At 58.2% G+C, this 19350-nt stretch carries 20 protein-coding genes and 1 pseudogene; 13 read left to right on the top strand and 8 right to left on the bottom strand.

The annotated features are described in order from the left end of the window. Positions 1 to 60: 60 nt before the first annotated feature. Positions 61 to 1701 (bottom strand): methyl-accepting chemotaxis protein, encoded by a 1641-nt coding sequence (locus HMPREF1487_RS09385; RefSeq protein WP_010796396.1) that lies wholly within the window; start codon positions 1699 to 1701, stop codon positions 61 to 63. A gap of 168 nt (positions 1702 to 1869) precedes the next feature. On the opposite strand from HMPREF1487_RS09385, the gene HMPREF1487_RS09380 reads away from it, so the two are divergent. The 3 genes and pseudogenes from HMPREF1487_RS09380 (at position 1870) to HMPREF1487_RS28350 (ending at position 4534) form a co-directional block, all read left to right on the top strand. Beyond that, positions 1870 to 2805 carry a choline sulfate utilization transcriptional regulator gene (locus HMPREF1487_RS09380; RefSeq protein ID WP_010796395.1) on the top strand — a complete coding sequence of 312 codons (936 nt, stop codon included), beginning with the start codon at positions 1870 to 1872 and terminating at the stop codon, positions 2803 to 2805. Positions 2806 to 2908: 103 nt separating this feature from the next. Next, positions 2909 to 3679, top strand: a pseudogene (locus tag HMPREF1487_RS28355) (MCP four helix bundle domain-containing protein); the annotation flags it as partial. Continuing rightward, on the top strand, positions 3671 to 4534 hold the full coding sequence (locus HMPREF1487_RS28350; protein ID WP_371106376.1) for a methyl-accepting chemotaxis protein: 864 nt from the start codon (positions 3671 to 3673) through the stop codon (positions 4532 to 4534). The pseudogene HMPREF1487_RS28355 and the gene HMPREF1487_RS28350, both read left to right, overlap by 9 nt. A 64-nt stretch (positions 4535 to 4598) precedes the next feature. On the opposite strand, the gene HMPREF1487_RS09370 is transcribed toward HMPREF1487_RS28350, so the two are convergent. Both HMPREF1487_RS09370 and HMPREF1487_RS09365 read right to left on the bottom strand, forming a co-directional pair. Beyond that, positions 4599 to 4982, bottom strand: a complete 384-nt coding sequence (locus HMPREF1487_RS09370; protein WP_010796393.1) for an SMU1112c/YaeR family gloxylase I-like metalloprotein — start codon at positions 4980 to 4982, stop codon at positions 4599 to 4601. Next, entirely contained in the window at positions 4982 to 6151 is a 1170-nt protein-coding gene (locus HMPREF1487_RS09365) for a lactonase family protein (RefSeq protein ID WP_010796392.1), read from the bottom strand. Before HMPREF1487_RS09365 ends, HMPREF1487_RS09370 begins: the two co-directional genes overlap by 1 nt. Positions 6152 to 6345: 194 nt before the next feature. Between HMPREF1487_RS09365 and HMPREF1487_RS09360 the strand changes: the two genes are divergently transcribed. Together HMPREF1487_RS09360 and HMPREF1487_RS09355 are read left to right on the top strand one after the other, a co-directional pair. Further along, positions 6346 to 7362 carry a zinc-dependent alcohol dehydrogenase family protein gene (locus HMPREF1487_RS09360; RefSeq protein ID WP_010796391.1) on the top strand — a complete coding sequence of 339 codons (1017 nt, stop codon included), beginning with the start codon at positions 6346 to 6348 and terminating at the stop codon, positions 7360 to 7362. Positions 7363 to 7365: 3 nt separating this feature from the next. Beyond that, entirely contained in the window at positions 7366 to 7725 is a 360-nt protein-coding gene (locus tag HMPREF1487_RS09355) for a DOPA 4,5-dioxygenase family protein (RefSeq protein ID WP_010796390.1), read from the top strand. Between the two features lie 99 nt (positions 7726 to 7824). Here the strand turns inward: HMPREF1487_RS09355 and HMPREF1487_RS09350 are convergent, their stop codons facing one another. Next, positions 7825 to 8331 carry an anti-virulence regulator CigR family protein gene (locus HMPREF1487_RS09350; protein ID WP_010796389.1) on the bottom strand — a complete coding sequence of 169 codons (507 nt, stop codon included), beginning with the start codon at positions 8329 to 8331 and terminating at the stop codon, positions 7825 to 7827. A 279-nt stretch (positions 8332 to 8610) separates the two neighbouring features. Between HMPREF1487_RS09350 and pbpG the strand changes: the two genes are divergently transcribed. Continuing rightward, on the top strand, positions 8611 to 9537 hold the full coding sequence (gene pbpG, locus HMPREF1487_RS09345) for a D-alanyl-D-alanine endopeptidase (protein ID WP_010796388.1): 927 nt from the start codon (positions 8611 to 8613) through the stop codon (positions 9535 to 9537). A gap of 181 nt (positions 9538 to 9718) precedes the next feature. Here pbpG and trpA read toward each other — a convergent pair whose 3' ends face one another. Next, positions 9719 to 10528 (bottom strand): tryptophan synthase subunit alpha, encoded by an 810-nt coding sequence (gene trpA / locus HMPREF1487_RS09340; RefSeq protein WP_010796387.1) that lies wholly within the window; start codon positions 10526 to 10528, stop codon positions 9719 to 9721. Beyond that, positions 10525 to 11733: a tryptophan synthase subunit beta gene (trpB, locus tag HMPREF1487_RS09335; RefSeq protein ID WP_010796386.1), complete on the bottom strand. Its 1209-nt coding sequence runs from the start codon at positions 11731 to 11733 to the stop codon at positions 10525 to 10527. The genes trpA and trpB overlap by 4 nt, the downstream gene beginning before the upstream one ends. Before the next feature lie 99 nt (positions 11734 to 11832). Here trpB and HMPREF1487_RS09330 point away from each other — a divergent pair, with 99 nt between their 5' ends. Then, entirely contained in the window at positions 11833 to 12723 is an 891-nt protein-coding gene (locus tag HMPREF1487_RS09330) for a LysR family transcriptional regulator (RefSeq protein ID WP_037029877.1), read from the top strand. 49 nt (positions 12724 to 12772) lie between these two features. Here the strand turns inward: HMPREF1487_RS09330 and HMPREF1487_RS09325 are convergent, their stop codons facing one another. Continuing rightward, positions 12773 to 13093 (bottom strand): ElaB/YgaM/YqjD family protein, encoded by a 321-nt coding sequence (locus HMPREF1487_RS09325; protein ID WP_010796384.1) that lies wholly within the window; start codon positions 13091 to 13093, stop codon positions 12773 to 12775. Between the two features lie 179 nt (positions 13094 to 13272). On the opposite strand from HMPREF1487_RS09325, the gene HMPREF1487_RS09320 reads away from it, so the two are divergent. The 6 genes from HMPREF1487_RS09320 (at position 13273) to HMPREF1487_RS09295 (ending at position 18320) form a co-directional block, all read left to right on the top strand. Then, entirely contained in the window at positions 13273 to 13488 is a 216-nt protein-coding gene (locus HMPREF1487_RS09320; RefSeq protein ID WP_010796383.1) for a dodecin, read from the top strand. 407 nt (positions 13489 to 13895) lie between these two features. Further along, positions 13896 to 14504 (top strand): LemA family protein, encoded by a 609-nt coding sequence (locus HMPREF1487_RS09315; protein ID WP_112297976.1) that lies wholly within the window; start codon positions 13896 to 13898, stop codon positions 14502 to 14504. Next, positions 14501 to 15265 carry a TPM domain-containing protein gene (locus HMPREF1487_RS28245; protein WP_010796381.1) on the top strand — a complete coding sequence of 255 codons (765 nt, stop codon included), beginning with the start codon at positions 14501 to 14503 and terminating at the stop codon, positions 15263 to 15265. Before HMPREF1487_RS09315 ends, HMPREF1487_RS28245 begins: the two co-directional genes overlap by 4 nt. A 15-nt stretch (positions 15266 to 15280) precedes the next feature. Continuing rightward, positions 15281 to 15898, top strand: a complete 618-nt coding sequence (locus HMPREF1487_RS09305; protein WP_010796380.1) for a TPM domain-containing protein — start codon at positions 15281 to 15283, stop codon at positions 15896 to 15898. 59 nt (positions 15899 to 15957) lie between these two features. Next, the gene (locus HMPREF1487_RS09300) at positions 15958 to 17184 is read left to right on the top strand and encodes a multidrug effflux MFS transporter (RefSeq protein ID WP_037029874.1); all 1227 of its coding nucleotides are present in this window, start codon (positions 15958 to 15960) and stop codon (positions 17182 to 17184) included. Between the two features lie 119 nt (positions 17185 to 17303). Next, positions 17304 to 18320: a MerR family transcriptional regulator gene (locus HMPREF1487_RS09295; protein ID WP_010796378.1), complete on the top strand. Its 1017-nt coding sequence runs from the start codon at positions 17304 to 17306 to the stop codon at positions 18318 to 18320. A 23-nt stretch (positions 18321 to 18343) separates the two neighbouring features. Here the strand turns inward: HMPREF1487_RS09295 and HMPREF1487_RS09290 are convergent, their stop codons facing one another. Then, positions 18344 to 18865: a hypothetical protein gene (locus HMPREF1487_RS09290; RefSeq protein ID WP_010796377.1), complete on the bottom strand. Its 522-nt coding sequence runs from the start codon at positions 18863 to 18865 to the stop codon at positions 18344 to 18346. Between the last annotated feature and the right edge of the window lie 485 nt (positions 18866 to 19350).

Here is a 19350-nt window from a genome sequence, read left to right as displayed (position 1 = left end):
ACTTGGATAAGTACAGCTTATGCCATAACCGGGCTCCATCCGTGGAGCCGGATCCTGTACTTACAATTTGAACTGAGCAACCAACTCATTAAAGGAACCAGCAAGACGTGACAACTCTTGGCTGGAGGCGCTGGTCTGGTGAGCGCCTGTGGCAGTCTGGGTAGATAGGTCGCGGATATTCAGCAGATTACGGTCTACCTCACGAGCAACCAGTGCTTGTTCTTCCGTTGCACTGGCAATCACCAGATTACGCTCGTTGATGCTAACGATCTTGTCGGTGATCCGCTCCAGCGCCTGATCGGCCGACTGCGCCATTTGCTGAGTGTTGCGAGCCAGTGTCTGGCTATTTTCCATAGCGCGAACCGCTTCCTCGGCGCGCGCCTGCACACTAGCAATCATGGTTTCAATCTCACCTGTCGAAGCCTGGGTCCGGTGAGCAAGCGAGCGGACCTCATCTGCAACCACTGCAAAACCACGGCCTTGCTCACCGGCACGGGCGGCTTCAATGGCGGCATTAAGCGCGAGTAGATTGGTTTGTTCCGCTACAGTACGGATGACATCCACAACCTTGCTGATATCGCGTACCTGCTCGGCCAGGTTTTCAACCGTTCCTGTCGAGACATCAAGCTCATTGACCATGCTGGTGATGGCTGTAGCCGCTTCCTGTACCTGCTGGCGACCCAAACGTGCTTCTTCAGTAGAGCTTTGCGACGCTTCGGATGTAGACACGGCGTTACGGGCTACCTCTTCAACGGCTGAAGTCATTTGATTGACGGCCGTTGCTGCCAGCTGGACTTCGTCATTCTGGCGAACCAGCCCTCTTGAGCTTTCCTCGGTTACAGCGCTCAGCTCTTCAGCAGCGGAAGCCAGTTGATCCGATGCGCTGGCAATCTGTTGGAGCGTACTCTTGAGGCTATCCTGCATATCCACCAAGGCCAGCAACATCTGGCCAGGCTCATCTTGACGAGTTGTCTCAATACGCTGAGTCAGATCACCCGCGGCGATACGCTTGGCACTGGCCACTGCCTCAGCGATAGGACGAGTAATCAGGCGGGTAATAAAGAGGCCCAGCCCAATTGCCAATACAAAGGCCAATGCAACACCACCAAACAGGGTCAGCATTGCGCTGGATTGCAATGCTTTAGATACTTTGGTGCTTTCTTCAACCTGGCGGTTATTAGACGCAAGAATAGTTTTGAGGTCGCCAATCAGTTGCTCGAATTGAGGCTGGATCGTCGAGATCAGTAGTTCCCGGGCATGGCTGATATCACCCTGAGCCAGGTTGTTCAAATATTGGTCAACGCTGACCAAATAAGCAGGCCAGATACGTGCGAAATGATCACCCGCCTGCTTTTCATCCGGTGCCAGGCGTGTGTTCCGGTAGGTGGTAAAGGCATTTTCACCTGCCGCTTGTTCTGCCTTGAGGTTTTGCAGAATTTCAGCTTTTTCAGCTTCCGTCGCGCCGCCTACCGTGACAGCCAATAGACGATAAAGGTAGCGGTTTTGAGAGATGACGCTTCCCAACGCTTCGTTGGCCCGGCTCACCGAAACCAGATTATTGGCGGTTAATTCATCCATCATGCCTGCCAGGCGATTGATACCTTGCAGACCTAAAGCTCCTACGCCCAAAGTAATGAAAGCACACAGGATAAATGTCAGGGTCAACTTGTACGCGAGCTTTAACTGCATAAACCAGCTCATGGGATTAGCCTCGATAGTTGCTGCAAGATGGCAATTTAATATCGCGAGCTTGGAGCGAAGAATTGTGAAACAGTTCGCATAGTTTTTCTTTATGGTTGTTGATGATCCTCCCTATCAGAGAGAGCCATAGCCGATTCGCCCCTATGGATCACTGTCAAAGGGATTGCCATGATTAACGCCTCGCCCTCCTTGGATACATTAAGAATTTTCAGTGTTGCTGCACGCCTGCTCAGCTTTACAGCCGCAGCCTTGGAATTAGGAACAACCCAGCCAGCGGTCAGCCAGCAGATCAAGCGTCTGGAGCAAGACCTAGGCGTACGGCTTTTTGATCGAATCTACCGTGGCCTTGTCCTGACTGAAGCGGGTAAGTTGCTCCATCACCACGTACAGATGGGAATGGAAAACATCGAAACGGGATTGGCTACGCTAAGGGAGCACCCAGCCCATGAGGTTTTGCAGGTGGCGACTGATTTTGCCTTTGCGTCCTACTGGCTGATGCCTCGTCTGCCGCGCTTTCATGCTGCCCACCCCGAGCTGGATGTCAGCCTGATTACAAGCGACAGGATGATGAATCTGATGCGTGAAGACATCGATGTAGCTCTGACCTTTGGCGATGGTCGCTTCAAACATGGTGAGTCGCTGGCCTTGTTTCGGGAAGAGGTTTTCCCGGTCTGTAGTCCGCGCCTTGTTCAGGGTATGACATTGCCGCTCCCCAAACAGATGTTGGCCAGCCTGCCCATGCTGCATTTGAAGCCGGAGCTGTCGAGCAAGTGGTTCGACTGGAAGGGGCTCTTCCAGGCGCTGGATATTCAGGCACCGCCTATTCCGGCGGTGTTGAGCTTTGATAACTACACTCTGGTCATTCAAGCCGCTATCGCCGGCCAGGGCGTTGCGATTGGCTGGCGGCATCTGGTAGACAATTTGGTCGAGCAAGGGTTGCTATGTCGCCCGATCGCCGAGTGCGCCACGTCTGCCTATGGCTATCATGCACTGATTCCCGAGCGGAAGCGGCGGGGCAGGTTGGTCGAGCAGTTCGTCGGATGGCTGCATAATGAGATCAACGGCGAAACCCTTGTGCTAGACCGCTTTCGCCTTAGTGTATGAAAACCCTTGTATTGCGATATGTAAAAAGCCTATCAAGCTAATAGCGCCCGGACCGATAGGACAAGCAAAGGCTTTCTGCCTACTTGTTCCTGAGGATGGACTCATGGCGTTACGCACTCTGAAAATCGCTCCCCGCCTGGCCGTAGGCTTTGGCCTTATGGCACTCATCGTTCTAGGGCTCGGCCTGTTTTCAATGAGCCAGATGAGCAACATGCGTGAGCAATCACGGCAGGTTGATACGCATTGGTTACCGGCTATCAATGCGCTGGGCGAGATCAACATGGACATGATGCGTATCCGTGTCTTTACCTTGCGCCTGTTTACCGCGGATACGGCGCAGCGTCGCCAGGAAGATAGCCAGAAGGCAAGCGATATCAAGGCGAGTCTTCGCGATACTCAGGCCCGCTATGAAACGCTCCTGGTACTGGACTCTGAAAAAGAGGCTTACGCTCACTTCAAGCAGTGGCAGGACAAGTATTTTACCGATCAGGCTGAAGTGACACGCTTGGCGCTGGCGGGCGACATGCAATCAGCCTCGGCCATACTCAACAAGAGTCTGAACGAATACGCCAACCAGATGGCTACCCAGCTCAAGAAGCTGGCAGCGCTCAGTGCAGACGAATCCGGCAAGGCCGCCGACAAGGCGGAGGCAGCTTATAACGCCGGCAAGCTGGGTGTCGGCCTTGCCATCGCACTGGCGTTTGCAATCACGGTATTGCTGGCCTGGGTCATGAGTCGCAGCATCGTACGTCCGCTGGGCCAGGCTGTGAGCAGTGCGCGCGCCGTAGCATCTGGCAACCTGAGCGTGCCGGTTCCGGTAGACGGCAAGGATGAAGTAGGGCAGCTGCTCGAATCCCTCGCCGTCATGCAAGGTAACCTGCGCGATGCGATCGAACAGATCTCTTCGTCCTCCACACAACTGGCCTCTGCGGCAGAGGAGCTGAATCTGGTTACGGAAAGCTCATCCATGAACCTGACCCAGCAGAACCACGAGATAGAGCAGGCTGCAACTGCCGTGACCCAGATGAGCACCGCTGTTGAGGAAGTAGCCCGTAACGCCGTGTCCACCTCCGAATCGTCCAAGCGCTCGGCGCAGGCCGCTCACGAAGGCCGCACCAAGGTCGACAACACAGTTACAGCCATTGAGCACATGGCCGGCGAGGTGGACAAGACGTCCACATTGGTCAGCGGACTGGCCGAACAGGCCCACGATATTGGCAAGGTGCTAGATGTAATTCGGGCCATTGCCGAGCAGACCAATCTGCTGGCCCTGAACGCGGCCATCGAGGCAGCACGGGCCGGTGAAGCGGGGCGCGGTTTCGCCGTGGTCGCGGATGAGGTGCGTGCCCTGGCCCACCGCACCCAAGAGTCCACCCGTGAAATCGAACAGATGATCAGCGCCATCCAGGGCGGTACGCAGGAAGCCGTAACATCCATGCAGAGCAGCGCCAGCCAAGCGCAAAACACGTTGGCGATTGCCCAGTCTGCCGGTGCGGCGCTTGAAGAAATCACCCAGCTCATTGCCGAGATCAACGAGCGCAACATCGTGATTGCCAGCGCGTCGGAAGAGCAGGCGCAGGTGTCTCGTGAAGTGGACCGTAACCTCGTCAACATCCGTGACCTGGCCTCCCAGTCCGCAACCGGTGCGGCCCAATGCAATGCTGCCAGTGCGGAACTGTCTCGCCTGGCGGTGGACCTGAACGGTCTGGTGAAACGTTTCGAGATCTAACGCTGACGCCTACGAAAAAGGCAGCTCCTAGAGCTGCCTTTTTTATTGCCGCCGGGTATTGCCCTTAACGCTCGTAGAGCTCAAGGGGCAGGTCGTCCGGATCGCTGAAAAAGGTAAAGCGTTTCTGCGTCAGCTCATCTACCCGGATAGGCTCTACGTCAACGTGATGCTGCTTGAGATGCGCAACGGCAGCGTCCAGATCTTCCACGGCAAAGGACAGATGGCGCAGGCCTTGCGCTTCCGGCCGGGAAGGGCGCGGTGGCGCGTCTGGGAAGGAGAACAGCTCGAGCTGGGCGTGATCACCAACAGCCAGATCCAGCTTCCAGGACTGGCGCGCCTCACGAAAGGTCTCAGCTATCACCCTGAGCCCCAGCACCTCGGTGTAAAAACGCTTGGACGTGGGGTAGTCGGAGCAGATCAGCGCCACATGGTGCAAACGGTCGAACATCAGGGCACCGCCACGAACTTCAGGTCGGACGGCATGGCTACGTCGACACTCTGCAGCTCTTCGCCCAGCTTGCCAGTCTGCGGATCACGCGCGAACACCTTCAGCTGGCTGCTGCCCTGGTTGGCCACCAGCATGTAGCGTCCCGTCGGATCAATGCTGAACTCGCGGGGCTCGCGACCGTTGACGGAGCGGCGATCAACAAAGGTCAGCGTGCCTTCCACCGGATCGACGGCAAACACATCGATGTGGTTGTCATCGCCTCGGTTGGCAGCGTAGAGGAAGCGGCCATCGTTGGAGAGATGGATGGCGCCTGCTCCTACCTTGCCGCTGAAACCTTCCGGCGCCAGGGTGTAGACCTGTAACTGTCGCAGTGCACCGTTTTCGTGGGCGAACACCATGACCTGTCCAGTCAGCTCAAGGGTCAGGTAGGCGAAACGGCCATCACCGCTAAAGACGATATGGCGCGGGCCGCTGCCTGACGGAACGGGCGTATAGGGAGTTTCAGCCGGAGACAGCGGGCGCTCCTGTCGCGCAGGGTTGTAGCGATAGGCAAAAATCTTGTCAGCGCCGAGGTCTGGCGAGAACAGATACTGGCCGTCTGGCGTAAACGTCACCCCATGTACATGGCCGGACGTCTGCCGCTCCGGGTGATTATTACTGGCCTGGAAGAATTCGATCTGGGCAACCGGGCTCAGCACACCGTTGCTTTGCACCGGCAGCGCGGCCAGAGAGCCTTCGGGCTCGACGGAATAATTGGCGACAAACAGGAACTGTCCGTCAGGGCTGAGCGTCGAGTGGGTTGGATGATCCCCCAGGGTCTTGACCTGGCTGATTTGTTGCAGCCGGCCGCTTTCTGGATCGAAGCGATAAGACGTGGCGCGGCCAATGTCATCGCCCTGGCTGCCACGACCGTTTTCATTGACGACAAATACGGTACGGCCGTCGCGCGCAAGCGTAAGGTAAGACGGATTGGAGGCCTTGACGACGCGCAGCGGGCCGGTAACCTGCCCAGCGCGACTGTCGAACCGGTAGACATAAAGCCCCTGGCTACTGCCGTTGGTGTAGGTCCCTACCAGCAGGTTATACAGTCCCGGCTCAGCGCTGGCGGTGGTCGCGATGCCGGTCAGTGGCGCGAGCAGGAACAGTGGTAGCAAAGAGGGCAGCTTCATGGCGTTTACTCATTCTAATCAGTGAGGCACGGGCAAAAAAGTTAGCTAACAGACCTGAACCGGTGATATCAGTTCGCTTTGTGACACATTCTGTTGAGCTTCATCGTTTCCATGCGGTCCGACCCAAGTGTAACGGTTTGAACCTTTTTCTGTGGCGGCCCTGAGCCCGCTCATTTCTCAAACAGGAGAGTACGATGCGTTTCTATTGCCTGCCTAAAGCCGAATCCTATGCCGACCTGACTCTGCGCGAGCGTGATACACCCAAGCCGGGACGCGGCCAGGTTCTGGTCAAGATGAAGGCCGCCTCGCTGAACTACCGCGACCTCATGGTCGCAACCGGCCGTTATGCACGTGGCGGTCTGCCCAAGGACTTGGTACCCCTATCCGACGGTGCAGGCGAAGTGGTGGAGATTGGGGATGATGTCGACCGTGTGAAAGTAGGCGATCGCGTAGCCGGTATCTTCATGCAGGCCTGGATTGGCGGCCATCTGGACCCCACCCACGGTGCCTCCGCCCTGGGTGGCGCCATCGACGGGGTGCTGTCCGAGTACGTACTGTTCGACCAGAACGGCGTGGTTACGCTACCCGAGCATCTCTCCTATGAGGCCGGTGCCACCTTGCCCTGCGCTGGCGTAACGGCCTGGCATGCGCTGTTCGGCAGTGTTCAGCCATTGGTGGCTGGTCAGACCGTGCTGCTGCTGGGTACAGGCGGTGTGTCCATCTTTGGTCTCCAGTTCGCCCGTGCAGCCGGGGCGCGTACCATCATTACCTCATCCAGCGATGAGAAGCTACAAAAGACCAAGGCCTTGGGTGCCCACGAGACCGTGAACTACAAGCAGCATCCAGAGTGGCAGGAGCAGGTGCTAGGCCTGACCGAAGGGATCGGCGTTGACCATGTGGTAGAAGTCGGCGGCGCCGGTACGCTGCCTCGCTCGCTGCGCTCGACTCGTCCGGGCGGCGCCACCCACCTGATCGGTGTGCTGACGGGTGGAGAGATCAACCCGGCAGCGCTGATCCAGCGCTCTGTCGTACTGGAGGGTATCTATGTCGGCTCACGCGAGATGTTCGATGCCATGAACCGTGCTATCGCCCTGCATCGCATCGAGCCGGTGATCGACAAAGCCTTCAGCTTCGACGAGGCCGAAGCGGCGTATCGCTACATGGACGGACAGAGCCATGTGGGCAAAGTCGTCATTCGCTTTGAAGGGTAAGACATGACAGCGGCAATCCAGGGCTACCACGCCCATGTTTATTTCGACGCCACGACACTGGAGCAGGCCAGGGCGCTGTGCGAAGAGGCCGCGCGCCGCTTTGCCGTGACGATGGGCCGGGTTCACCAGCGACCGGTCGGCCCTCACCCGGACTGGAGTTGTCAGCTGTCGTTTCGTCCAGAGGTATTTGCGGACGTGGTGCCCTGGCTGGCGCTCAACCGGAACGGGCTGGTGATCTTTCTTCATCCCGTGACCGGCCATGATCGTGCCGATCACCGCGACCATGCCCTATGGATGGGTGCGGTAAGGCCGCTTGACCTGTCCGTGCTACCCGAAGAACCCGTGCAATACGACTTTCAGTAAGCCCGTTATGACGCACTGTGCGGCACCACGGATTGCTTCAGTCTAGGTAAAGGCGCACTAACGCAGGGTTACTGTGCCACCACCCAAAGAATTGACCAATCAATCCAGCACGTTGTGCAGGACCTCATACACGATGCCGGTCGTGATAGCGATCAGCACCATGTCCGTGCCCAAGCGGCGCCACTCATAACCGTCATAGCGGGGCAGCTGCTTGGCGATGCCGGGTGGCAGCGGCTTGCCATATCCATGGGGTAGCGGCTTGCCCTTGGCGATCACCAGTCCCGGCGGAAGCGGTGAGCCGCGGCCGATCTCGCCCTTGTGGGCCCGTATGGTTTCACGTACCGGGCTGAAATCCTGCGGAGGTAACCGCTTGCCATGACCCTGGCTGGCCTGCGGACCACCATGTCCTTGATTGCCCTGGTTACCCTTCGACTGGGCAGAACCGCCTTTATGGTCCTGGCCATGCGGCATCTGCGCGCCCTGACCGTGTCCCTTGCTGCCACCCTGCGGCCCGTTCATTTGATCCGGCGGCGAAGCCAGCGCAAGTGGCGATCCCACACACAACGTAACGCATACGCTGGCGATGGCTTTTTTCATGCGATTCATGGTGGTCTCCCACATGGCGATCCAGAGGATCCTGATTCAAAACAACCCGTTACCTACGGTATGGGCTGTTTTCAGTCTATCGTCATCCGCGTCGTCAGAGCGCTATGTCAGCAAACCTTTACCTTCGCGCCACGAAAAAACTTGGGTAAGGGGGTTCCATCGCCCGGGAGGGTGCCCTTTATACTGCCGCTGCGCCGGACTCGGGACCTGCCAGAGTGCCTTTCGAGACGCCAGACAGGTCGAGTCTGCTATTTACCTCTTCAGCCGGACGATATTCACGTGAAATATCTTTCTCTCGTATTGAGTGCTGTATTGATCGGGGGCAGCCTGGGGGCTGCAAATGTCAGTGCAGCCGAGGCCAAGGCCAAGGCCACTGTGCCGATGCGGCAAGAACTGGCATCGGGCAGCGCCCTGCTGGTCGACATGCAAACGGGCCAGCCCTTGTATTCCAGCAACCCCGACGTCGTGGCTCCCATTGCGTCCGTGACCAAGCTTATGACCGCCATGGTGACTCTGGATGCCAAGCAACCCATGGATGAAATGCTGACCGTCAAGATTGACGATGTGCCGGAAATGCGTGGTGTGTATTCGCGTGTGCGTCTGGGCAGCGAGATCAGCCGTCATGACATGCTCTTACTAGCCCTGATGTCCTCGGAAAACCGTGCTGCCACCAGTCTGGCCGAGCATTACCCGGGCGGTGTAAAGGCCTTTGTGGCCGCCATGAACGCCAAGGCACGCGCCCTGGGCATGACCAATACCCACTATACCGAGCCGACAGGTCTGTCCCTGAACAACGTCTCGACCGCCCGTGACTTGGTCAAGCTGCTCCAGGCCACCCGCAATTACCCACTGATTGGTCAGCTGAGCACCACGCAAGAGAAGACTGTGGCGTTCCGCAAGCCCAACTACACCCTAGGCTTCCACAACACCAATCACCTCGTGGGCAAGAGCGACTGGAATATTCAGGTTACCAAGACCGGCTTTACCAACGCAGCCGGTCATTGCCTGGTCATGCGCACGGTCATGAACAACCGTCCCGTAGCGTTTGTGGTACTGGATGCCTTTGGTAAATACACCCACATGGCTGACGCTAACCGTCTGCGCAAATGGATAGAGACCGGCAAGGTCACTCCAATTCCAGAGGTTGCCAAGGCTTACAAGCAGCAGCGCCATATGGCCGCTCGCCAGGCGGTCGCCGCGCAGTAAGACGCGGTATGTACGGGAATAATGGGTATCGCCAAGCTCAACCCATCCTGCAAAACAAAAGCCGCTGCAAATGCAGCGGCTTTTTTGTTTGAGGCGAGTGCGTTGCGCGCAGTACCGGCAGGGTATTAACCCATAAGGTAGATTGAGCGAAGCGATATCCATCACTCAGGCCACTTATCTATCACCGCCTCGCACTGCGTACCGCTTCCGCCAGACTGCCACACAGGCTCAATACACCCTCGACGGCCTCGGTGCTGCTTTGCGCCTTGGCGATCTGGTCGACCAAGGCGGAGCCCACTACCACCCCATCCGCCAGCTGAGCAACCACTCTGGCCTGCTCGGGCGTCCGGATACCAAAGCCTACGCACAACGGAAGCTGAGTGAACTGCCGCAGCCGCTCGACCGCATGCTCGATGTGTTCGTTCGTGGCCGAACCCGCCCCTGTCACACCCGCCACCGAGACGTAATACACGAAGCCTGAGCTGCTGTTCAGCACACGCGGCAGGCGGTTATTGTCTGTAGTAGGTGTCGTCAGCCGGATAAAGTCGATGCCTACGGCCTGAGCCGGGTCACACAGCTCGGCGTCGTGCTCGGGCGGCAGATCCACCACGATCAGGCCGTCTACACCGGCATCCCTGGCTTCGGTCAGGAAGCGTTCAACGCCATAACGGTGAATCGGATTGTAGTAACCCATCAGCACCAGGGGTGTTTCGGCTTCTTCCTGGCGAAACTCACGCACCATCTCCAGCGTTTTTGCCAGGGTCTGCCCGTTCTTCAACGCACGCAGGGCCGCAGCCTGGATGGCCGGGCCATCCGCCATGGGATCGGTGAAGGGCATGCCTAGCTCGATCACATCGGCACCCGCCTTGGGCAGGCCCTTGAGGATTGCCAGCGACGTAGCGTAATCCGGATCACCCCCGGTGGTATAGGTCACGAGCGCGGCGCGACCCTCTTGCTTTAACTGGGCGAAACGGGTTTCCAGACGACTCATAGCTTGTCTCCCAGATGGCTCATCACGGTTTGCATGTCCTTATCGCCGCGGCCGGAGAGGCAGACGATCATGATGTGATCCTTGGGCAGCGTAGGCGCGCGCTTGTAGGCTTCAGCCAGAGCGTGAGCGGATTCCAGCGCTGGAATGATGCCTTCCAGACGGCAGGTCTGGTGGAAAGCCGCCAGCGCCTCGTCGTCATTGATCGGCACATACTCAACGCGCTTCATGTCATGCAACCAGGCGTGCTCCGGACCGATGCCAGGATAGTCCAGGCCGGCGGAGATGGAATGCGCGTCGATGATCTGGCCGTCGTCATCCTGCAGAAGAAACGTACGGTTGCCGTGCAGGACACCAGGAACGCCACCGTTCAGGCTGGCAGCGTGCTTGTCGGTACTGACACCGTGACCACCGGCTTCAACGCCAATGATCGCCACGTCCTTGTCATCCACGAATTCATGGAACAGCCCCATGGCGTTTGATCCACCGCCCACACAGGCGATCAGGCTGTCGGGCAGGCGACCCTCTTTCTCAAGAATCTGCGCCTTGGCTTCACGACCGATTACGGCCTGGAAATCACGAACCATGGCCGGGTAGGGGTGCGGACCGGCAACGGTGCCAATCAGGTAGAAGGTATCGGCGACATTGGTCACCCAGTCACGCAGGGCCTCGTTCATCGCATCCTTGAGCGTGCCCGTACCGGCAGTGACCGGGATCACCGTCGCACCCAAGAGCTTCATGCGAAAGACGTTGGCCTGTTGCCGGTCGATATCGGTGGTGCCCATGTAGATCACACAGGGCAGGCCGAAGCGGGCCGCTACGGTGGCAGTGGCCACGCCGTGCATGCCGGCACCGGTCTCGGCAATGATGCGGGTCTTGCCCATACGCTTGGCCAGGAGAATCTGGCCGATGCAATTGTTGATCTTGTGCGCGCCGGTGTGGTTCAGCTCTTCGCGCTTCAGATAGATCTTGGCGCCACCAAAATGCTCGGTCAGGCGCTCGGCGAAATACAGCGGATTGGGGCGGCCAATGTAGTCGCGCTGGAAATAGGCCAGCTCATCCAGAAACGCCTGATCCTTCATCGCGGCGGTGTACTCACGCTCGAGATCCAAAATCAGCGGCATCAGGGTTTCGGCCACATAGCGGCCACCAAACTGGCCGAACATGCCCTGAGCGTCAGGGCCTTGGCTGTAGGTCATGTCTGTCATGGGAGAGCTCCCTGTGAATATGGTTTTACACTAACCGGTTGCTGGACAGGAATAAATTGATAAGATCGCCTGTATCTGTTAGAAAAACTCACAGGTCGGATAATGAACGATCTTCCTCCTTTAAATGCTCTGCGTGCCTTTGAGGCAGCTGCGCGCCTGGGTAGCGTCAGCAAAGCAGGAGCGGAGCTGTTCGTTACCCATGGCGCGGTAAGCCGTCAGATCCGTGCATTGGAGGAACAGCTGGGCGTGGTGCTGTTCGTCAGGGAAGGGCGGGGCCTTGCGCTAACCGAAGCGGGTCTTCGACTGCGGGACGCCAGTGCCGAAGCGTTCGAGCGGCTGCGCAGCGTCTGCGCCGATCTCAAACGCGGCGCCAGCGATGCCCCCTTTGTGCTGGGCTGTTCGGGCAGCCTTCTGGCTCGCTGGTTCATTCCGCGGCTGGATCGACTCAACCGTGAATTGCCTGAACTACGGCTGAGCCTGTCCACCAGCGAGGGCGAGCTCGATCCCCGCCGTCCCGGCCTCAACGCCACGCTCTTGTTTGCCGAGCCAACTGCACCGCCGGACATGCATGTACACGTGCTGGCCCCTGAATGTATCGGCCCGGTCGTCAGTCCCCGGTATGCCAATGCGTCCCTGTTTCAGAACGCACCCCCTACGGCGCTGTTGGGCGAGCCACTACTGCATACGGCTTCCCGCCCACAGGCCTGGCCTGCGTGGGCGCAACGCCATGGTCTGCCAGCTGACAGCCTGACGGTTGGCGCAGGCTTCGAGCACCTGTATTACCTGTTGGAAGCAGCCGTGGCCGGGTTGGGCGTCGCCATTGCGCCTAAACCCCTGGTGGCTGGAGATCTGGCGGCAGGACGGCTGATAGCACCGTGGGGATTCGTTGAGACCGAAGCGGTTTTGGCATTATGGGTGCCGGGGCGGCTGGCGGACCAGCGAGCACAGCGGCTTGCACAATGGCTGCGAGCAGCGCTGGCAGAAGACTAGGAAGGATCATCGCCGCCCGGCAAGGCGAGCGGCGAAAAAGGCGACATTATTATTCGTCGCGCAGCAGCCACCAGCCTGCCAGTACGGTCAGACCGGCGACCACGCCTACAGTAGCCCAAGGGTGCTTGCGCACACTTGTACCGGCTATTTTGCTGGCTTCTAGTGCTAATACACGTGCTTCGTCATAAAAATCTTCCAGGCTCTCACCCGAGCGGTGCAGCGCGTGGCTGGTGTTGTCCTTGAACGACTTCAACGAATGACGGGACTCCGCCGAAGCACTGCGCTTCAAGGAGGAGAGAGAATCTTTCAGTGTTTGAATCTGGTCTTCAAGATTTTCAAGGGTTGCCTGATAGGAACTGTTACGAGCCATGGCGTGAACCTCCTGTTTCATTGGGTGTTCCGGGTCTGACTTCACCCGGCAGCGAAAGTGCGACACAAACTTGATCAACACTTGTACACACTGAACTAATCCACGTTTTGATGAGACTCATTAAACAAGCGGTTTTTTCCTTGGCCAGATGATTGGCCAACTACAACCAGGAGGTTTTCATGTCTGATCATCACACGTACAAGAAGCTGGAAATTGTCGGCTCCTCCACCACCAGCGTCGAAGATGCCATCAACAACGCCCTGGCGGAGACCAGCAAGTCCATCAAGAACATGGAGTGGTTTGAAGTCGCCGAAACGCGCGGTCATATTCAAGACGGCAAGGTGGCGCACTACCAGGTAACGCTGAAAATCGGTTTCCGTATCGAAAACAGCTGATCTGATAAAAAAGATTTCGCAGTGAACCAATAAGCGGCGAAACGCTCTATTGCTGCGAGAACTTCCTGGAGCTGCCCGGCAGGTGATAGCGCAGCGGCCTTTGCGCCGATCCGCTATCAACCCCCGCGCAGCTCCGTAATCCCATTCCTCTGCATTTCCCCTCTCGTTATCCCATCTGCAACAAAAACCTAACGCCTGTTCCGGGCAGTTCCGTCTGCCAGATAATGAGCCTCGCTCAGCCTTAACTCAATGGGCAGTGGTTGCGATTTTCGTGACAACAGCGGAGGCGATTGGCCTGAACTCTTGCGGGGTCGCGCTATCCGTATTTATACGCACGCTTCGTCATCACGAAGCCATGACTGCCACCCATATTCAGGTATACAAACGGAGAGTTACACGCAATGCATATGACCCAGGGACTACGCTTGAGCTGGAAGATTGCGGTCTTCGCCGTGCTGGCTTCGCTCTTGAGCGGCTGCGGCATTAACACTATTCCTACCTATGACGAGCAAGTGAAGTCGGCCTGGGCGCAGGTGGAAAACCAGTATCAGCGCCGTGCCGATCTCATCCCGAATCTGGTTGAGACCGTAAAGGGTTACGCCAAGCAGGAGCAGGACACCCTCACCGCCGTGATCGAGGCCCGCGCCAAGGCAACCTCCATTCAGGTCGACGCGAGCACGCTTAACGATCCCCAGAAACTCCAGCAGTTCGATCAGGCCCAGCAGCAGCTGAGTGGTGCCCTGAGCCGGTTGATGGTGGTGTCCGAGCGTTATCCGGATCTGAAATCCAATCAAAACTTCATGGCCCTGCAATCCCAGCTGGAAGGTACTGAAAACCGTATCGCCGTGGCCCGCCGTGACTTCATCGCCTCGGTCGAGCGCTATAACACCGAAATCCGCACTTTCCCGGGCAGCATCTGGCACAAGATCTTCTACAGCGACCTGCCGGTTCGCGAGAACTTCAAAGCCACGACGCCTAACGCTGATCAGGCACCCAAGGTCAACTTCAATCAATGATTGATCGCCCGGTGTTTCGCGCCTTTGCGCTGTGGATTCTGTTCTGGGCTTGTGCAGCGGTGGCACAGGCCCAGCAGGCTCCTGGTTTCCCACCCTTGACCGGCCGGGTTGTTGATCAGGCCGGAATGTTGGATGCCCAGACCAAGGCCCGACTGGAGCAGATGCTCAAGGCCCATGAGCAGGCGACGAGCGAACAGGTGGTGGTCGCTACCATCCCCAGCCTGCAAGGCCGTTCCATTGAGGAGTATGGCTATCAGCTCGGTCGCCATTGGGGGATCGGGCAGAAAGGCAAAGACAATGGTGCGCTACTTCTTGTCTCGCGTGACGACCGCAAGGTCCGAATCGAAGTCGGCTATGGTCTGGAAGACCGCCTGACGGATGCGCAGTCCTTCCTGATCATCAATCAGGTCATTGTTCCCGCGTTCCGGCAGGGTCAATTTGCTCAAGGCATTAACGAGGGGGCTAGCGCCATGCTCAAGGTACTGGGCGGCGATCCGCTGGCACGCCCGGCACAGGATGATACATATCACGACAGTGAAGATCGTCCTACCCCGATTCTGTTCATCGTCCTGTTCGTCATCATCCTGTTCATGATGAAAGGTGGCGGAGGCGGTCGTGGTGGACGTGGCGGGCGAGGCAACTCGGTGCTAACCGGCGCAATCCTTGGCAGTGTTCTCGGCGGTGGTGGCCGCTCGGGAGGAGGTGGTTTTGGTGGGGGCGGCGGCAGCTTTGGCGGCGGCGGGGCTTCAGGTGATTGGTAAGGAGAGCGGACCTCTATGACATTACTCAACGAGCACGAGCAGCGACAGGTCGCTGAAGCCATCTCTCGCGTTGAACGCGATACCGATGCAGAGCTGGTCACGGTGCTGGCCGCACGGGCCGATGATTACACCTATATCCCGTTACTCTGGGCGAGCCTCATTGCATTGATCGTTCCAGGCGCGATCAATTACTACCCAGGTTGGCTGAGCCCCCATGAACTCCTGCTGGTCCAGTGGGGCACGTTGATTGCGCTGAGTCTGATCTTCCGCATTCCAGCCATCACGACGCGTCTGATTCCACGCCAGGTGCGTTGCTGGCGCGCGTCCAACCTGGCACGCCGTCAGTTTCTCGAGCACAACCTTCACCACACACAGGCGGAAACTGGCATGCTGATCTTTGTATCGGAAGCCGAACGCTATGTGGAAATCCTCGTAGACCGAGGTATTTCGCAAAAGCTGAGTGACGAAACCTGGCAGTCGATCATCGCAACCTTTACACAGCAGGTTCGTCGCGGCGAAACCTTGCAGGGCTTTCTGACCTGTATCGACGCATGCGGTGAGCACCTGAAGCAACACCTGCCGGCAACCCATACGCGTAACGAGCTACCGGACCGGCTGATCATCCTACCCTGAGGGGTAGGCGTTTCCCTTGTTTGACGCGGGCCACTGTGGCCCGTGACAGGTTATTCCCCTTGCAAACGACCACCACCTCTATTCCTCGCTATCCCGTGATGGTGCTGATCCTCGGCGCCCTGGCCTGTATCGGCCCCATGTCGATTGATGCCTACCTGCCGGCCTTTGGCGCCATCGGCCGAGATTTTCAGCTGACACCTGAAAAGACCCAATTGACGCTCGGCCTGTATATGCTGGCGTTCGCATTCATGACGCTTCTGCATGGCACCCTGTCCGACTCGTTCGGCCGCCGGCGGGTCATTCTTTCGGCCCTGGCGGTGTATATCGCCGGCTCGCTGATCGCGGCATTCGGCCCGAGCTTCGACTGGCTGCTGGCAGGCCGTGTCTGCCAGGGCCTGTCCGCTGGTGCAGGAATGGTAGTGGGACAGGCCATCGTGACGGACTGTTACAAGGGTCCGGTGGCCCAGAAAACCATGTCCTACATCATCATGGTCTTCAGCGTGTCCCCAGCCTTTGCGCCGATTATTGGCGGCTACCTGTCAGAACACACCGGTTGGCGCAGCGTATTCTTTTTCCTCGCGGCGCTTGCCGTTTTCAGCGCCTCGCTCTGCGCGTTCCTGATGCCCGAAACCCTGGCGCCAGAACGCAGACAAGCCTTCGATCTGAGCGTCCTGTCGCGCAATTACGGACGAGTCATGCGGGACGGGCAGTTCATGGCACGCGCCGTGGTCTTCGGCGCCCTGTTTGGCGGCTTCGCCTTCCTGATCGGCGCCGCCCCCGATTTTGTCACCCAGGTACTGGGGCTGGCCGAAACCGACTTTGGCTATCTGTTCATTCCTATCGTGATCGGATTGACCAGCGGGTCCTTTCTGGCAGCACGGCTTTCCTCACAATTGCCTTCCGGTCGACTGATCGGCTTTGCCTACGCCATGCTTGGCCTGAGCTGCTTGATCAACCTGACCTATACAGGTCTGGCTACCGACCTGAACGTCTATGCGGCCGTCATCCCGCACGGGCTGTTCGTCTTCGGCCTGTCGCTGGGTATTCCTACCATGACACTACGCATCCTCGAGCGCGTACCGGAGCTGTCTGGTACCGCCGCGTCAGTCCTGGGGTTTGTCCAGATGATCTTCTTTTCCATTGTCAGCGGCTGGCTTGCACCATTGGTGTACGGCAGCGCCTTCCGTCTGGCCGTGGCGCTGTCCATTGGAGTCGTGGTAAGTGGCTTGGGTTGGGCGCTGGTCACGCGCCTTTCCTCATCGGCCGAGCCCGCCTCAACGCGGTAATGTCTTTCCGGGCTGGCCATTTAAATAGCCAGCCCGCGTCTTTGTTCACAGCCCCCTTGACCCTATCGTAACGTGAGGCCTCAGGATCAATTCCGCACGTGGAAGAAAGGAGCAATTCGATGCTATTGAAAGTGGGCGAACTGGCTAGACAGTCGGGTCTTACGATTCGGGCTCTTCACCATTACGACAGCATCGGCCTGCTCACACCCTCCGCGCGTTCCGATGCCGGCTACCGACTGTACAACCGGGCCGATATTGCCCGGTTGCACCAGATCCAGGCCCTGCGTGGCATGGGCCTGTCGCTGGCCGAGATCGGAGCCCTTCTGGCGCGGCCAGACGTTGCGCTCCTGACCATCACCGAGCAGCAGATCCGCCGGCTGGACCGACAGATTACCCGGCAAACGAATCTGCGTAATCGTCTGGCAGACCTGCATCGACAACTCAGTGAAGGAGAGGAGCCTGACCTGGCCGATTGGTTGAAGACCCTGGAATTGATGACCATGTACGAACAGCATTTCGCCCCTGAAGACCTGAATGATCTGCCTTTCTACACTCCCGCCAATCAGCAGGCTTGGCGCGCACTGGTGCAGGAAGCCCATCAGCTCCTCCAACAAGGGCTCCCCCCTGAGTCCTTTCAAGCACAGTCGCTGGCACGGCGCTGGATGACGCTCCTGGAGCGCAATACATCAACCAACCCGGCCCTGGCCGTACGGCTCAACGAGCTGTTCCGCCAGGAGGCCCCGCTACAGGAGCAGACAGGTGTCACCACCGAGATGACCCGCTTTATCCTGAAGGCCTTCACGGCCGGCAAGCTTGCGATTTATGAACGGTATCTCACACCCGAAGAGTTCGCCTTCATGCAGGCAAACTATGGCGAGCAGGTCCCGAAATGGCTACCGCTTCTGGCCGATCTACGCCGCATTATGGATAACGGACTGCCTCCCCACTCTCCAGAGGCGCTGCAGCTGGCGCAACGCTGGACCGCATTGTTTACCGCCTATGCAGGCACAAATCCCGAGACCCACCATAAACTGCGCCAGGCCCATACCTGCGAGCCGCAGCTGGCTGAGGGCACCTGGATGACAGACGATATCCAGCGCTATCTCGGCCAGGCCATGGCAGCACTGCACACCTAGCCCTGCAAGCCCTGATCCTGTGATCAGGGCTTGGCAAATGAGAGAGATAGCGAGGGCAGCTCCAGCGGAGGCTTGGTCAACCAGGCCTCCTCTTCCGCCTGGGTCGGCACGAACCGGCCTCCTGTCGCCTCTTGTGGCACCTGACCGGCCAAGGCGAAGGAACCCATGCCGAGCATACAGGCCGAACTTGGATAGTGACTGGAGATGGCATAGTCATCCGTCAGGGCATGGGCACTCATTGCACCGTTCTGCGCGAGCACGGCCTCAACTACGGCCTGCTGCTGGTACTCGGTAAGCGTGACCGTCAGGACAGTCGAGTGCTCGGTAATGGCCTCGCGCGCGGGCTCATCATCGGCCAGGTCGAAAAGCGAACAGAAGAAATGGCTGATTCGTTCACCCAGCGAACCTGTGGAAGAACCTGCCGTCTCATTTCGAGAGGCTGAAAGTGAGATATGCCGACCGGCTACACCTTTTGCGATCAACTCATGTCGGACATGCTCGGCTTCGCTTAGGCAGCCGAAGGCTGCTTTGAGAATGTGCTCCATCGCTACCACCCTTTTTAGTTATTGTGTTCACAGCCCGCTTAGCCGGGCCTGTCGCTAAAGGCAGACAGCGCCACCTGAAGGGAAAGGGCTCATCTGCCTGCCAAGGGATTCTGCAACAAGGTAAAAAGGGTTGGTGAGAGCATTTCGTCCGCCCGGCACATGCCGATGGGCAGCAATACGACTAGGACTGGACAGATCCGAAAGACCTCTCTGACGGGATCACTTTAAGCCGCTGCGCTGGAGTGCCTCTACTGAAACCATTCCAGCGAAACCGCTTCGATGGGCAGGGAGAAGAAGGCTCGTTTCGGAACGCGCCCGTAAGCGTTGAGTCACCTTATATGTTTTTAGACGAAAGGCTATGCCAGCATATCCTGGCGTACGGCAGGGACGAACAATACCGTGACTGACATTCTGACGCAGGGCTGCTCCAGCCAGGGCCACAAGATGTGATAAGAACAGAAACGATCGGCAGCCCGGAGGGTCCT

It is taken from the genome of Pseudomonas sp. HPB0071 (assembly GCF_000478505.2).
In the GTDB taxonomy this organism is placed as follows: domain Bacteria; phylum Pseudomonadota; class Gammaproteobacteria; order Pseudomonadales; family Pseudomonadaceae; genus Chryseomonas; species Chryseomonas luteola.
This window is presented reverse-complemented; position numbering and strand designations above follow the sequence as displayed.